This is a genomic window from Candidatus Merdisoma sp. JLR.KK011 (assembly GCF_036941125.1).
GTDB lineage: Bacteria > Bacillota > Clostridia > Lachnospirales > Lachnospiraceae > Laedolimicola.
Window position 1 is genome coordinate 2,399,254 of the sequence record NZ_JAYWSZ010000003.1, and the last position, 14,014, is coordinate 2,413,267.

The window sequence follows — 14,014 nt, forward strand, 5'->3', positions numbered from 1 at the left end:
AAATTCCTATGCCAGCGCTATGTTAAGAGCCTCTGAAATGGTAAAGCTTAAGCGCCTTATGGTCTCGTCAATATCCTTCGGTGTCACAAACATCCCATTGAGATTGGGCGAAATCGCATCCCGGTCTCCGGTGGCGTCGTAAATAATCGTAGCGGCGTCCACCACCGTAGGCACGCCGATTGCCACAATGGGAACTCCCAGATTCTCTTTTGTCAAACTGTTCCGGTGGTTTCCCACTCCGGATCCCGGATGGATTCCGGCATCCGAAAGCTGGATCGTCCGGTTCAGACGCTTTGTGCTCCTGGCCGCCAGTGCGTCGATAGCCACCACCACATCCGGCCGGGTCTCATCGACGATTCCCTTGATAATCTCAAAGGTTTCCATGCCTGTCTGGGCCATAACTCCCGGAACAATTCCGCTTACCAGATGCACCTTGCTTTTTCCCAGAGCCTCTTTTCCATACTCCCTTACCACATGACGGGTGATCATCAGATGGTTCACCGCCTCCGGCCCCAGGGCGTCCGGAGTCACCTCCCGGTTGCCAAGTCCCACAACCAGTACCGACTTCTCTTCTTCGGTTCCGAGAAGACTTTTTAGTTCCCGGGCCAGCTGCTTTGATACCTCCCGGTGATACCCCTCGTCCGGATCCGAAAGCCTGGGGGCCTCCAGAGTCAGATAAGTTCCCACAGGCTTTCCCATGGCCTTTGCCCCGTTCTCTGTCTCAATATTCACCCGCGTCACCCGGATGTCCCGCTCCTCATCGTAAGATTCCTCGATGGCTACGCCGCGGATCTCCACGCCGTCCTCTTCAAAGCTCTCCCTGGCCTCCAGGGCCAGATCCGTCCGTACTTGAAATCGTTCCATAGTCCATACTCCTGTTCTGCATTGCCTTGCTCTTTTTATTAGTATTTTCCATTATTTTTAGGATTTATGTATTGACAGAATGCCTTTCCTGGCATAAAATAAATGAGTATGTTTGGATGAGCCAAACAGTGACATGTTCCGTTAAGACGTCCGTGTCCGGCTTTTACGGAGCATGTACGGATATATCAGATAAGAGAAATAAACAATTTGGAGGTGTACGGGTTGGCTAATATTAAGTCCGCAAAGAAGAGAATTCTGGTAGCCGAGACAAGAGCCGCAAGAAATAAGGCGATCAAGTCCGAGGTCAAGACCGCAATCAAGAAGGTTGACGCTGCCATTGCCGCTAAGGATCCGGAGGCTGCAAAGACAAGCCTCAGAGCTGCAATTGCAACCATGAACAAAGCGACTTCAAAGGGAGTGTATCACAAGAACACAACTTCCAGAAAGATCTCTCGTTTAACCAAGGCTGTAAACAGCATCGCATAAATCAGAGAACCTTATAAAAAGATGCCCAATACCGTCAGTTGGGTATCTTTTTTTCATGTACAAGGAGGCGCTCGCCATGAAAATGCTGTCCGAAGATATCAAAAACGGTTCCTTTAAATCCTCTTATCTCCTCTGCGGAGAGGAGGCTTATCTGCGCACCCAGTACCGGAACCGCCTGCTTGGCGCCCTGGCCGATCCCCAGGATACCATGAACGTATCCCGTTTTGAAGGGAAGGGCATCCGGCCCGAGGAGCTTATCGACCTGGCCGAAACCCTGCCCTTTTTTGCAGAGCGCCGGGTTATCCTTGTAGAAAACAGCGGTTTTTTCAAAGGAAAATGCGATGTCCTGGCCAACTATCTGCCCTCCATGCCCGACACCTCCTGCCTGCTTTTTGTGGAAACCGAGGTGGACAAGCGCAGCCGCCTGTACAAGGCAGTAAAGAGCAAAGGCCGGATTGCGGAATTCCAGCCCCAGGACGAAGCCACCCTCACAAAATGGATCCTGGGCACTCTGAAAAGAGAAGGAAAGCAGATCTCCCGTCAGGCTCTCGCCCTCTTTCTGGAACGTACCGGCACAGACATGGAGCATATCTCCAGCGAACTGGAAAAGCTCCTCAGCTACACCCACGGAAGAGAGGCTGTCACCCCCCAGGATGTGGCGGAAATCTGCACCGTTCTCACCAGCAGCCAGATCTTTGACATGATTCGGGCCATTGCCGAAAAGAAGCAGAAGGAAGCCCTTGATCTCTACTACGATCTGCTGGCTCTGAAAGAGCCTCCCATGCGGATTCTCTTTCTGATTGCCCGGCAGTTCCAGCAGCTCCTTCTGGTAAAAAGTCTTATGGCAAAGGGCTTCGACAAGGGAGCTATCGCCTCAAAGGCCCAGCTTGCCCCCTTTATCGCCGGGCGCTGCATGGGCCAGGCCCGAAGCTTTTCCCTGGAGCAGTTAGAAGCTGCCGTCCGGGACTGCGCAGACGCGGAAGAGGCCGTAAAAACCGGCCGGATGAATGATATCCTAAGCGTAGAGCTTTTGATTGTCAAATACAGCCAGGCGGCTTAACGAGCCGGCCGGCTGCTCTTCTTATATCCCTCCGCCCAAAAAGACACTCCGTCGCTTCGTATGGTCACAGCTCCCTCCTCCATGGTCAGAAGCTTTCGGCTTCCTGCGTCCTCAAGACGCTCCAGAGTTTCTTCATGGGGATGGCCGTAAGAATTATTCCGACCGCAGGAAATCAACGTAAGCTTTGGCTGCACCTTTCTAAGCCATTCCTCCGAGGTAGAGAACCGGGAGCCATGATGTCCCGCCTTTAGAACCTCACATCTTATATCCGTCCCCTGTCCCAGAATCTCCTTTTCTCCTGTTTCCTCCAAATCTCCCGTTAAAAGCATGGAAAACTCTTTGTAGGCCAGCCGGAATACCAGGGAGCCTGCATTGCGATCCGCATACTGTCCTTCCCTCCCGGGATGAAGGCAGAACAGCTTCACCCCCTTATCCTCCAGAACCGTTCCGGCCTTTATCACCTTCACGGCTGCGCCGGCTTTTTTCGCCAGGGCCGCAAGCTCTCTTCCGGCCTCCTCCCGGTAAGACTGCTCCGAGAGCAGCAAAGCTCCAATCCTCACTCCCCCCGGCTCTGCGGCCTGCAAAAGCAGCTCCTCCACCCCTGAAATGTGATCCTTGTCCGTATGCGTTACCATAACAAAGTGAAGCTTTCCCACTCCCTGCTCCTTTAAAAAGGGCAGAATCCGGTAACGCCCTGCCTGCTTCACATCACTGCTTCCCCCGTCAATGAGGCAGGCCATTCCTCCCTGTGTGCGGAAAAACAGACTGTCCCCCTGGCCTACGTCCAGCATGGTAAAGGAAAACCCTCCAGAAAAGCGAAACTGCAGGCAGACACACAGCAAAAATGCCGCCGCCAGACTTAACCCCCTTTCTTTTTTCCGCCTTCTCTTTATTCCCTCTTCCTCTGCTCCTCTCCCCGGCTCTCCTTCCTCTTCTCCCTTAGCCGCTTTCGCACACAGCCTCCACTTTTCTCTCTCCCTTACCTGGCTTTGCCACAGGATAAGACCCCCAAGCCCCCCATAGTACAAAATAATCTGCCAGAGCTTCGGCCTTCCGCAGACAATCACCGACCAGGGAAGGCGAAGCGTCCCCTTCCCCAGGCCTTCGTAAAGGCTTAATATCAGCCGGCAGGCAAAGGCTGGCGCCCAAGCAGCCCGCCAGGAAAGAAAGCTTACTCCCAGCGCCCCGATTCCGCAGAACATCAGCGCCGCCATCAAGGGAATCACCAGAAGATTTAAACCGATGGAATAGAGGGGGAATTCATAATAGAACCACTGAACCAGGGGAAGCGTGGCAAGCTGGATGGAAAGACTTAGAAGAAAAGCCTCCCACACCTTTCCGGAAACAGGAAAAAGTCTGCGGACTGCCGGATAAAGGGCTCCCACACCCAGCACCGCCCCAAAGGAGAGCAGAAAAGAGGCGCTGCGGACATACAGCGGCTGTTCCAATAGAAGCAGCAGAGCCGCAGCCGCCAGGGCAGTCAGCATGTCATAGCTGCGGCCCAGAAAATCTGCAGCCACAGCCAAGGCAAACATGGCAGCGGCCCTGGCTGTGGAAACACTCATTCCCGTCATAGCCCCGTACAGGAGCACCAGCGTAAGCCCCAGGCCGCCGGAAAAGCCATAGGAGCATCCCTTTTTGCGCAGAAGCTTGTACAGGCCGGCGCCTGCGATAGAAATGTGAAGCCCGGAAATCGCCAGCAGATGGGACATGCCGCTTTTCTGATAAATATTTTTTGTTTCCTCCAAAAGCTCTGTCTTGTCTCCAAGGAGCATCGCTCTTAGCACGCCGCCCTGCTTTTCTCCAAACAGACGGGTGCACCTGGTACTTAAATTCTCCCTTAGCCGCCGCAGAAGCTCCCCTGGCCAGAATACCCTGTCCCCGGTGAGCACTGCATGCTCTGCACTTCCCAGATGCGTAATATGCTGTGTCTGGTAATAAAGCCGGGCGTCAAACTGCCCCGGATTGGACGGGGCTTCCGGCTCCCATATGCGGTATGGAGGTTCGATTCGTATGGTATTGCCGACGGAAAAAGGCTGCTCGGCATCGAAGTAAATGAGAAGAATCCCTTTATCTGAAATGTTAGAATGCTTTAAATGGACTGCCTGTCCTTCTGCTCTTTTCTCAATCCTGCATATCTCTCCTGTAATCCCTCCGGTAGGGCTTACACCCTCCGGAGGGGATGCATGCATCCAGATTCCGGAGGGCAGAAGCAGCAAGAGAACTGCCACGGCCAGGGCAGCCATACATAACGGCCGTTTTTTTATCATGGTTTAACTTTCCTCAATCATATCAAGATTACGTTCAAATATGGTTTCAAACCGGATACTCTCCTGGTAGGTAATATTCGTCTCTCCATTGATCAGAATCTGCACCTTGCTGATTCCCGGCAGCTCCGTAAGAGAATTCACAATGGAGTACACCGGCACCATCTCAAGGACATCATAGCCCTGCCCCAGAAAGCCCTTGTCAAGATTCACATAGCAGATTCCGTCCTTGGTGGATACGCTGACAATCTTTGTCTCCGGAGGAATGGCCGGATAAGCCTTCTCTGTAATGGGTCCCTTGATCAGCTGTTCCACCACCAGCTTCTCCACAGACATATTGCTGCTGTAGTGAACCTCTACCCGTTCTCCTACCAGCCTGTCTCCCTTCTCGTTGGCAAAGTAAAGCTGCAGGGTGGTCATGGTGTATGTGTTGATCTCATTTCCGGCATTCTCCACAAAGCTTTCCTCGTTCAAGGGACCGATGGGCGTCTCGTTGGAATCCAGAAGAGGTTTGTCCCCTACCAGGAAGGATACATACTCCACCTCCGGAATCTGGCACAGCGTCCGCACAACGGCAGAACGGCAGAGAATCTCATAGGGCTTGCTCATCTCCAGATAAGGCTGGGCAAAGGACAGGGAAAGCTGTCCGTTTTCCAGGGTATAATTCAGAAGAAACACATTGTCAGGAATTGCAGATTTCAGCTCTCCGTCCACAGAATCCTCCTGCAGGCAGAGAATGAACTCTTCCAGCAGCTCCTGCCCATTCTCGGCGGCCGGGGCATAAGCCTCCTTCACCACAGCCGTTTCCTCTTTGTTGATATAATAAACCTGATATCCTTTTGGCTCCCTGGGCTCCTCCTTCTGATGGGCGCAGCCCCCCAGGACAATTGCCAGCAGAACCAGAAGCATAGCAGACGCCATAGGCCTGTTTTTTCTCATCGCTTACCTCCCAAGCACCCGCACGAACCGTCTATGCAATATAATTCAAGGGAATACGAACCGCAAAGGTGGTTCCCTCCCCCAGATGACTGGTTACCTTAACCGCGCCCTTATGTACCTGTATGGCGCTTCTTGTAATGGCAAGCCCTAAGCCTGTTCCGTCAATCTCGTTGGAATGAGACTTGTCCACCCGGTAAAAGCGTTCAAAAATATAATCAATGGATTCTTCGGGAATTCCCATGCCGGAATCCATAACCTTCACATAGAAAAACTTATGATCCGCATCCAGGGATACGTGAACCCAGCCGTTTTCCCTGTTATATTTCACTGCATTTTCCATCAGGTTGGTAAAGGCCAGGGTCAGACGTCCGGCATCCACCTCCGCCGTCACAGGGCGGAAGCTCTCCAATACCATCTCGATGTTTTTCCGGCTGGCAATGGGCCGCAGACGCTTTAAAATCAGCTCCAGCAGATCGTTGATGTCCACCGGCTCGATATTCAGGTTCGCCGCCTTCTTGTCCATCTTCACCAGGGACAATAGATCTGTAATGATCTTATTCTCCCTCTCGATCTCCTCCGCAATGTCGTTCATAAACTCCTGATAGAGCTCTATGGGAACCTCCTCCTGGGACAACAGCGAGTCTGCCAGCACCTTCATGGAGGTCAGAGGCGTCTTCAGCTCATGGGACACATTGGACACAAATTCCTGACGGGACTCATCCAGCACCCGCATCTGATTCATAATCTTATTGAATTCCTGGGAAATCTGCTCTGTCTCCGTATACGTCTTAACCTTCAAATCCTCTGTACTGTGTCCCTCTGCAATCTCCTGCAGGGAGTGTATCATCCGCTTAAGAGGCCGATCCAGAAAATAAGACAGAAGCACCGCAAAGGTCAGCACCAGCACGCCGCAGATCAGAACAAAGATCCGGGCATTCCCCGTCAACACATCCAGATTGTCCCAGATACTGTCTGTGGACACGCTCACCAGCAATACCCCCTGTATCTTCTGGGAGTCTGCTTCCTGGATGGGGATGGTCATCTCTATGTAACGCTTTGTGGAAAGCTGGTTGATGGTCTCCCCCTGAAAACAGCGGATCACTTCCTCCGACACCACCAGCTTTCCCTCAATGAGACCGTAGGTATCCCGAATCACCTTGAAATTCTCGTCAATGACAATAATCCGGCCGTCATACAGGTTGGAAAGCTGCGTCAATTCTCCGCCGATAAGCTCTGAAGAAGGATCCTTCAGATAATTATAGCTGATAAGCTGATTGGACAGAATCCGGCACTGGTTCTGCACATCCGTCCCTCTGACCTTGATTGCCCGTTCCCGGTAGCTGTCCAGGATGCCGGATGCGACAATGAGCATAGGCAGCCAGCCGGCCAGAAGAAGAACCAGGAACACCCGGAACTTTAAACTTTTTAAATATGTAATAACAACTCTATGCCTGGAAATAATAGCCCACTCCCCACTTTGTGTGAACATACTTAGGTTCGCTTGGATTTGTCTCTATCTTTTCCCGGAGACGCCGGATATGCACATCCACGGTTCGCACATCCCCCGGATACTCGTAGCCCCATACGGTGTTCAGAAGGCTCTCACGTCCATAGACCTTCCCCGGATTCAGCGCCATCAGCTCCAGAAGATCGAATTCCTTTGCAGTCAGATTGATCTCCTTCCCGGCAATGAACAGACGGCGGCTCTCCAGATCCATCCGAAGCTCCGAAGCCTCCACAACCTTGCCCTGGCTTCCCTTCTCCGGCCTGCCTGTCCGACGCATAATGGCCTTGATCCGGGCCTTGATCTCCAGAATGTTAAAGGGCTTCGTGATATAATCATCCGCCCCATACTCCAGGCCGAGGATCTTGTCCATATCGTCTCCCTTGGCGGTGAGCATCACAATGGGCATATTGGAAAATTCACGAATCTGCTGGCAGACCTCGAAGCCGTCCATCTTCGGCAGCATTACATCCAGAAGTACCATATCGTATTCCTTGCTTCGGGCGTATTCCAGGGCTTCCTCTCCGTCGTAAGCGCAGTCCACTTCCATTCCTTCCTGCTCCAGACTGAAACGCAGGCCCTTTACAATCAGCTTTTCATCGTCAACTACCAATACCTTTTTTGCCATTTTTCTGCCTCTTTCACACTGTAATCTGATCCTTGATCTTTTCAAAAACCCGTTCCTTGATTCCGGGAATCTGCATCAGCTCTTCTATGGTCTGAAAGCCCCCGTGGGTCTCCCTGTACTTAAGGATATCCTCTGCCTTAGACTCCCCGATTCCCCGAAGCGTTGTAAGCTCCTCTGCCGAAGCCTGATTCAGATTCACCAGGCTGCTCTCCGCCGCCAGAGCCTCCTCCTTAAGCTTCTCCTCCTGTTCCCTGGAGGGAACTTCTATCTTTTGTCCGTCTGCGAGATGCTCCGCCAGATTCAGCCAGCTTTCTGCCGCCTCCTCCGTCATTCCGCCGGCTGCCTCCACCGCCGCTGCCGTCCGGGCCTCTGCCTCCAGCTCATAGACCCCCGGATTCCTTACCTCGCCGCAGACATAGACGCAGATTTTGGCGGGAGCTTTTTCCTCTGCCTCCTCATCCTCTTCGCTTTTCTCTGCCCTTAAGGGCTCCTCCAGGGTCTCTTCGCTGTCATAGAGCACAGGCTGGCTCTTACAGCCGGCACAGAGCAGAACCACTACTGCCCACAGACTCCATACCATTCGTTTTACGTTCTTCCTCATCTTCCAGATCCTTTCCTTCGGACCCGGACCCCTCTGATTCAGACATTCTTAGTGTAGCTGATTTTTCAGATGATTACAACCTTTTTTTCATTTCCGTTTCATTTGAGCACAGCCCTTTTGAATTATTCCCATTTGAACAGGACGACGCCGGCGATGGCAATGGCCATCCCCAGAAGCTTCCGCCATTCCAGCGCTGCCTTTTCCACGCCGAACATGCCGAAAAGCTCAATGAGATAGGCCACAATCAGCTGGGAAATCACAATCAGCATCACTGCCCTGGCCGGGCCTAAGCTGTTCATGCTCTGAATCACCGTAAAGGTAATAAAAGCGCCAATCACGCCTCCCAGCAGCATATATTTGGGACTTACCTGGAATACGTTCATCAGATTTTCCCGCTCCCGGAAGGCCCACACAGCCAGGCAGGTGAGAAGGGCGGAAAACTGTACCCAGCTTGCGGATGCCCACATACTGCTGCTCTTCGTAACTTCTGTATTGAATACCCCTTGAATACTCATCAGCGCCCCGGAAATAAGGGCAACAAAAATTCCAATCATAGTAAAAGCCTCCTTCGGTCTCTTTCTCTCGTGTTAGCTTTCCCTATGATTGGAATTCTATTCGCCTGACACAGCAGCAGCTTCTGTCCCCCTGTCACTGTTCACTCCGTGACTGGCAGCGCCTGTCTGCGCTGTGCTTACTCTTCTGTCTGAAGCTGGGTCTGTACAGACTGATTCACAGCGTCAATCTCCTCCTGTACGTCATTCCCCCGCCAGATGTTGGCAAAGACAATCTCCATCTCAATCCAATAATTGGAGAGATCCGTGATCTTCGGAACCTCCACGGAATCCTCGTACTGGGCAATCAGAATCTCCATTTCACTGTTTGCGTAGCTGACTCCCATTTTTACAGGCATCTTATCTGTCATGGTGTAAAGGTCGTTTGCCTTGTCGTAGGTAAGGTACTTTGCAAAAGCTTTCGCCAGATCACGCTCTCTGGAGTAAGCGTTCACAGCTACGGAGTTGGTTACGGAAAGCCCCTTTGTATGAAGCCCTTCCGTCAGATCCGGCACCTGGGCGATTCCGTAAAAATACCCGTTATCCGCAGGCGTCTCCTCCGGTACTTCCTCCTCTGGTACTTCCGCCTCCGGAGCCCCTTCTTCCGGCTCCGCCTCCCCGCCTTCCTCTCCCTCTGCAGGTTCCTGCGCTTCTTCCTCGGGAATCTGGTACACCAGCCCCTCCGCAATCGCCGCATCCAGCCTTGCAATAGCGTCGGTTTTCGCTATGGTATATACAATCTTTCCGTCAATAAATTCCTGCAGCACATTGTCTGTAGTCACCTCGTCCGCATCAATGGCAAAGAATGCGTTCAGGCTCTGGTAGTACTTCAGGCACTCGATAATCTCCTCCGCAGACAGCTGTACCTCCGCCTTATTATCCCCGGTGGGCCCTCCCAGGTTCACATAATTGGCGATAAAAAAGAAATTAAAGAAAATATCCGCCACATTCCACTTAAAAATGCTTTCTACATTTTCCGTACCTGCGCCCGACTCAAAATTATCCGCATAGGCAAGAATCTCGTCTATGGCTTTCGGAGCGGCATCTGTGTAGCCTTTATTATAAAGAAGAAAGCAAGTCTCAAAATAAAAGGGGTAAGCCATCAGTTTTCCGCCGCAGGTCGCTGCGTCCAGAGCCTTCTGAGGGAAGAACGCCTCCAGCTCCTGCTTTGTAAAGCTGTCATTCTCCACTGCCAGGCCGGCCAGTCTCGCCTTTTCCAAAAGCTCGCTGGAGGTTACAAAGAGATCCGGGCCGCCCAGGTCTGATATACTGGCTGTATTGATATTCTCGATATAATCCACTGCCGTAACAAGCTGAAGGGTAATCTCTACCTTGTGCTGCTCCTCAAATTCTGCCGCCGCCTCTACCAGATAGGCATTCAGCTTGTCGTCTGTGTACCAGAGGGTCAGCTTGGACTTTTCTTTCGTCAGTTCTTCCTCCAGAAGTCTCTGCTGCTCGTTATGATAGGAAGCCGCCGCCTGTACCATCTGGGAAAACACCAGAAGTACACAGAGAATGGCAAGGGCTCTGCGATATAATTTCTGTCTCATAAATCATTCCTTTTCTAAGTAAATAAGAATCCCGCCTGTGGGATTCTGCGCCGCAGACGCATTGCGGCAGCGGCATCTTCCTCGGCGTATGAAATTCAAAATGCACTCACAAGCTTCTCGATCATCTCGTCCACATGCTTCTTTTCAATAATCAGAGGCGGAACCAGGCGAAGGACATTGCTTCCCGCCGTGATAATCAAAAGACCTGCTTCCTGTGATTTTACCACAATTTCGCCCACAGGTCTACCCTGGACTTCCAATCCCTGGATCAGCCCCTTTCCCCGGCGCTCCTTTATAAAATCATAGGCTTCTGCCAGGTCATCCAGCTTCTCCTCCAGATATGCGCTTACCCTGCGGACATGATCGATGATCTGATTTTCTTCAAAAAGGTCGAAAACCGCACTGACTGCCGCACAGGCAAAAGGATTGCCTCCATAGGTGGTTCCGTGATCGCCCGGAGCCAGGGATGCTTTTGCTGCTTTTTCATTCAGCACAAAGGCTCCCACGGGAACGCCGCAGCCAAGGGCCTTGGCACAGGTCATCACATCGGGCTCCACGCCGTATTCCTGCCACGCAAACATATGGCCAGTGCGGCCCATGCCGCACTGGATCTCGTCCAGAATAAGCAGAATGTCCCGCTCCTCACAGAGCGCCTTTACACCCCTTAAGAATTCCTCCGAGGCCGGGTAAATGCCGCCTTCGCCCTGGACAGTTTCCAGGATAACGGCGCAGGTTCTGTCTGTAAGCTGCGCCCGGACGCTGTCCAGATCGTTATAATCAGCAAAACGGATGCCCCCCACCAGGGGACGGAACGGCGCCTGGTAGGCCTCATTTCCCGTCACGGACAGGGCGCCCATGCTTCTGCCGTGAAAGGAATGCTTCATGGCAATGATCTCGTGATCCTCTCTCTTATCCTTCAGCCAGGCATACTTTCTGGCTGTTTTCAACGCTCCCTCAATGGCTTCCGTGCCGCTGTTGGTGAAAAATACCCGGCTCATGCCGCTGGCCTTCACAAGCTTCTCTGCAGCCTCCATGGCCGGAATATTGTAAAACAGATTGGAGGTGTGGCAGAGCTTGTCAATCTGCCTCTTCAATGCCTCGTCATAGCCCGGATAGTGATAGCCCAGAGCCTGAACTGCGATGCCGGCTGCAAAATCCAGGTACTTCTTTCCCTCCGTATCGCAGAGATAGACGCCCTCGCCCTTTTCCAGCACAAGAGGATAACGGTTATAGGTATGTAAGACGGCTTCCTCCGCGCGCTTGATGATGGTCTCTTTATTCTCCGTCATAATAATTGTTTTCTCCTTCGCTTAAGATGGCTGTGCCGATTCCTTTGTTGGTGAAGATCTCCAGAAGCAGACAGTGCGCAATCCGCCCGTCCAGAATATGCACCCTGGATACGCCGTTTTCAATAGCTTCAATACAATTGTTAAGCTTCGGCAGCATACCGCCCCCGATGGTTCCGCCTTCGATAAGCTTCCTTGCTTCCTTTACATGCAGCTCGGAAATCAAGGTGGCAGGATCTTCCGGATCCCGGTAGACACCCTCAATATCTGTGAGAAACGCCAGCTTTTCCGCATTGACGGCCCTTGCAATGGCGCAGGCGGCATCGTCTGCATTGATGTTGTAGGTCTGAAAATCCTCGTCCATTCCCACCGGACACACAATAGGAAGAAAATCCTTTTCCAGCAGATCGTAGAGGATCTTGGGATTTACCTCTGTGATCTCCCCTACAAAGCCAATGTCCTCTCCGTTGGAATATTTTTTCTCCACTTTAAGAAGGCCGGCGTCCTTGCCGCTGATGCTGACAGCCTTGACGCCCAGCTCCTGCACCATCTGCACCAGGCTCTTTCCGACCTTGCCAAGAACCATCTCTGCAATCTCCATGGTATCTGCGTCTGTCACCCTCAGACCATTGATAAAGCGAGGCTCCATGCCGGCCTTTCCCACCCAGCGGCTGATCTCCTTGCCGCCGCCGTGGACGATAATGGGTTTGAAGCCTACCAGCTTTAAAAGGGTGACGTCTTTGATGACGTTGCGCTTTAATTCCTCGTCTACCATGGCGCTTCCGCCGTATTTTACTACAATTATTTTCCGGTTGAACCTCTGGATATAAGGCAGAGCCTCGATTAAGACCTGCGCCTTCTCCAGGGAACGCTTCATTTCTTCTTCCCTGCTCATCATAATCTCCTCATACTTCTCAAATGTCCCGCCCTCCCCTGGCAAAAAAGAATCCGCTGTCCTGCCAAGGGTAAGCTGTGATAATGTCTCTGGCATTTATTATAAACGTTGGAACGGACATGTCAAGTTTCTTAATTTCAAAAACTTACAAGGTAATGTCTGTCGTTACTGGTCACGGAGTGAACTGTAACTGTCCGTCCTGCTGCCCATCCCAGCCGTTACTAAAAATCAAAAAATTTTCTGGACTGTTTGGGCGAAGCGCGCTAAAATAGATTACGATTACGTAAGAGGAGCTGCTATGATGATTTATGATAATAAGAACTGGTTTTTAAAGGGACTGCGTGACGGCATTCCCATTTCTCTTGGATACCTGGCCGTATCCTTTACTCTGGGCATTGCTGCGAAAAATGCCGGCTTTACCCCTTTCCAGGCCATGCTCACCAGCCTCACCAACAACGCCTCCGCCGGTCAGTTTGCCGGCTTCACCCTTGTGGCCGCCGGGGCCGGATACCTGGAGCTGGCTGTCATGGAGCTGGTAGCCAATGCACGGTATCTTCTCATGTCCTGCGCCATGAGCCAGAAGCTGTCCCCGGACACCTCTCTTCTCCACCGGCTTTTGATCAGCTTTGATGTGACGGACGAGATCTTCGGCGTGTCTATGAGCGTTCCCGGAAAGCTGAATCCCTTCTATACCTATGGGCTGATTGCCATCGCCGCTCCCGGATGGGCTTCGGGCACATATCTGGGTGTGCTTATGGGGAACCTGCTGCCGGCCAATGTGGTACGCGCTCTGAGTGTGGGGCTTTACGGGATGTTCCTGGCTGTGATTATTCCGCCTGCCAGAAAAAGCAAGGTTCTGGCTGGGGTGATTTTCGCTTCCATGGCGGCCAGCTTCGCCTTCACGAAGCTGCCCCTGACTGCGGACTTATCCACTGGTACACGTACCATTTTACTGACGGTGCTCCTTGCCGGGGGCGCAGCTGTCTTATTTCCCGTTAAGGAGGAGCAAAAAGCATGACACACAATATTTATCTCTACATCTTTGTTATGGCGGCCGTTACCTATACGATACGGATGCTTCCGCTGGTGCTCATACGCAAGGAAATTACCAATCCTTTTATCCGCTCTTTTCTTTTCTACGTGCCTTATGTTACCCTGGCCGTGATGACCTTTCCGGCCATTTTATCCGAGACGGGAAGCCTCTGGTCTGCCTGGGCTGCGCTGCTGACTGGGATCGTGCTGGCATGGAAGGGGAAGAGCCTTCTGCAGGTGTCGGTCTGCGCCTGCCTGGTGGTGTTTGTGCTGGAGTTGTTTTTAGTATAAACACATACTGGGCGTACCATAAAAAAGGGGGCTGTTGCAAAAGCCATCAGCCCCATGAAA

At 52.2% G+C, this 14,014-nt stretch carries 14 protein-coding genes; 4 read left to right on the forward strand and 10 right to left on the reverse strand.

Going from position 1 to position 14,014, the window contains the following annotated elements:
- Window positions 1–6: 6 nt before the first annotated feature.
- Window positions 7–864: a GPR endopeptidase gene (gene gpr, locus VV089_RS12820; protein ID WP_172544296.1), complete on the reverse strand. Its 858-nt coding sequence runs from the start codon at window positions 862–864 to the stop codon at window positions 7–9.
- 222 nt (window positions 865–1,086) lie between these two features.
- Here gpr and rpsT point away from each other — a divergent pair, with 222 nt between their 5' ends.
- Both rpsT and holA read left to right on the forward strand, forming a co-directional pair.
- On the forward strand, window positions 1,087–1,350 hold the full coding sequence (gene rpsT / locus VV089_RS12825; RefSeq protein ID WP_172544295.1) for a 30S ribosomal protein S20: 264 nt from the start codon (window positions 1,087–1,089) through the stop codon (window positions 1,348–1,350).
- A 76-nt stretch (window positions 1,351–1,426) separates the two neighbouring features.
- Window positions 1,427–2,410, forward strand: coding sequence for a DNA polymerase III subunit delta (gene holA, locus VV089_RS12830; RefSeq protein WP_334336120.1), 984 nt, complete (start codon window positions 1,427–1,429; stop codon window positions 2,408–2,410).
- Here the strand turns inward: holA and VV089_RS12835 are convergent.
- From VV089_RS12835 to argB, 9 genes are all read right to left on the reverse strand, one after another.
- On the reverse strand, window positions 2,407–4,680 hold the full coding sequence (locus VV089_RS12835) for a ComEC/Rec2 family competence protein (protein WP_334336121.1): 2,274 nt from the start codon (window positions 4,678–4,680) through the stop codon (window positions 2,407–2,409). The genes holA and VV089_RS12835 overlap by 4 nt on opposite strands.
- 3 nt (window positions 4,681–4,683) lie before the next feature.
- Window positions 4,684–5,616, reverse strand: coding sequence for a GerMN domain-containing protein (locus VV089_RS12840; RefSeq protein ID WP_334336122.1), 933 nt, complete (start codon window positions 5,614–5,616; stop codon window positions 4,684–4,686).
- Between the two features lie 31 nt (window positions 5,617–5,647).
- Window positions 5,648–7,105, reverse strand: a complete 1,458-nt coding sequence (locus VV089_RS12845; protein WP_172544291.1) for a sensor histidine kinase — start codon at window positions 7,103–7,105, stop codon at window positions 5,648–5,650.
- Window positions 7,062–7,748, reverse strand: a complete 687-nt coding sequence (locus VV089_RS12850; RefSeq protein ID WP_172544290.1) for a response regulator transcription factor — start codon at window positions 7,746–7,748, stop codon at window positions 7,062–7,064. Before VV089_RS12850 ends, VV089_RS12845 begins: the two co-directional genes overlap by 44 nt.
- A 13-nt stretch (window positions 7,749–7,761) precedes the next feature.
- Entirely contained in the window at window positions 7,762–8,349 is a 588-nt protein-coding gene (locus VV089_RS12855) for a helix-hairpin-helix domain-containing protein (RefSeq protein ID WP_172544289.1), read from the reverse strand.
- Between the two features lie 122 nt (window positions 8,350–8,471).
- Window positions 8,472–8,903, reverse strand: a complete 432-nt coding sequence (locus VV089_RS12860; protein ID WP_334336123.1) for a DMT family transporter — start codon at window positions 8,901–8,903, stop codon at window positions 8,472–8,474.
- Between the two features lie 137 nt (window positions 8,904–9,040).
- Window positions 9,041–10,450, reverse strand: coding sequence for a sugar ABC transporter substrate-binding protein (locus tag VV089_RS12865; RefSeq protein ID WP_172544287.1), 1,410 nt, complete (start codon window positions 10,448–10,450; stop codon window positions 9,041–9,043).
- A gap of 95 nt (window positions 10,451–10,545) precedes the next feature.
- A complete protein-coding gene (locus VV089_RS12870; protein WP_334336124.1) occupies window positions 10,546–11,739 on the reverse strand; it encodes an aspartate aminotransferase family protein in 1,194 nt (397 codons plus the stop codon).
- A complete protein-coding gene (gene argB, locus VV089_RS12875; protein ID WP_442891546.1) occupies window positions 11,726–12,613 on the reverse strand; it encodes an acetylglutamate kinase in 888 nt (295 codons plus the stop codon). Before argB ends, VV089_RS12870 begins: the two co-directional genes overlap by 14 nt.
- A 322-nt stretch (window positions 12,614–12,935) precedes the next feature.
- Here argB and VV089_RS12880 point away from each other — a divergent pair, with 322 nt between their 5' ends.
- Window positions 12,936–13,649, forward strand: coding sequence for an AzlC family ABC transporter permease (locus VV089_RS12880; RefSeq protein WP_442891547.1), 714 nt, complete (start codon window positions 12,936–12,938; stop codon window positions 13,647–13,649).
- Entirely contained in the window at window positions 13,646–13,954 is a 309-nt protein-coding gene (locus tag VV089_RS12885; protein ID WP_172544285.1) for an AzlD domain-containing protein, read from the forward strand. The genes VV089_RS12880 and VV089_RS12885 overlap by 4 nt, the downstream gene beginning before the upstream one ends.
- Window positions 13,955–14,014: the final 60 nt, after the last annotated feature.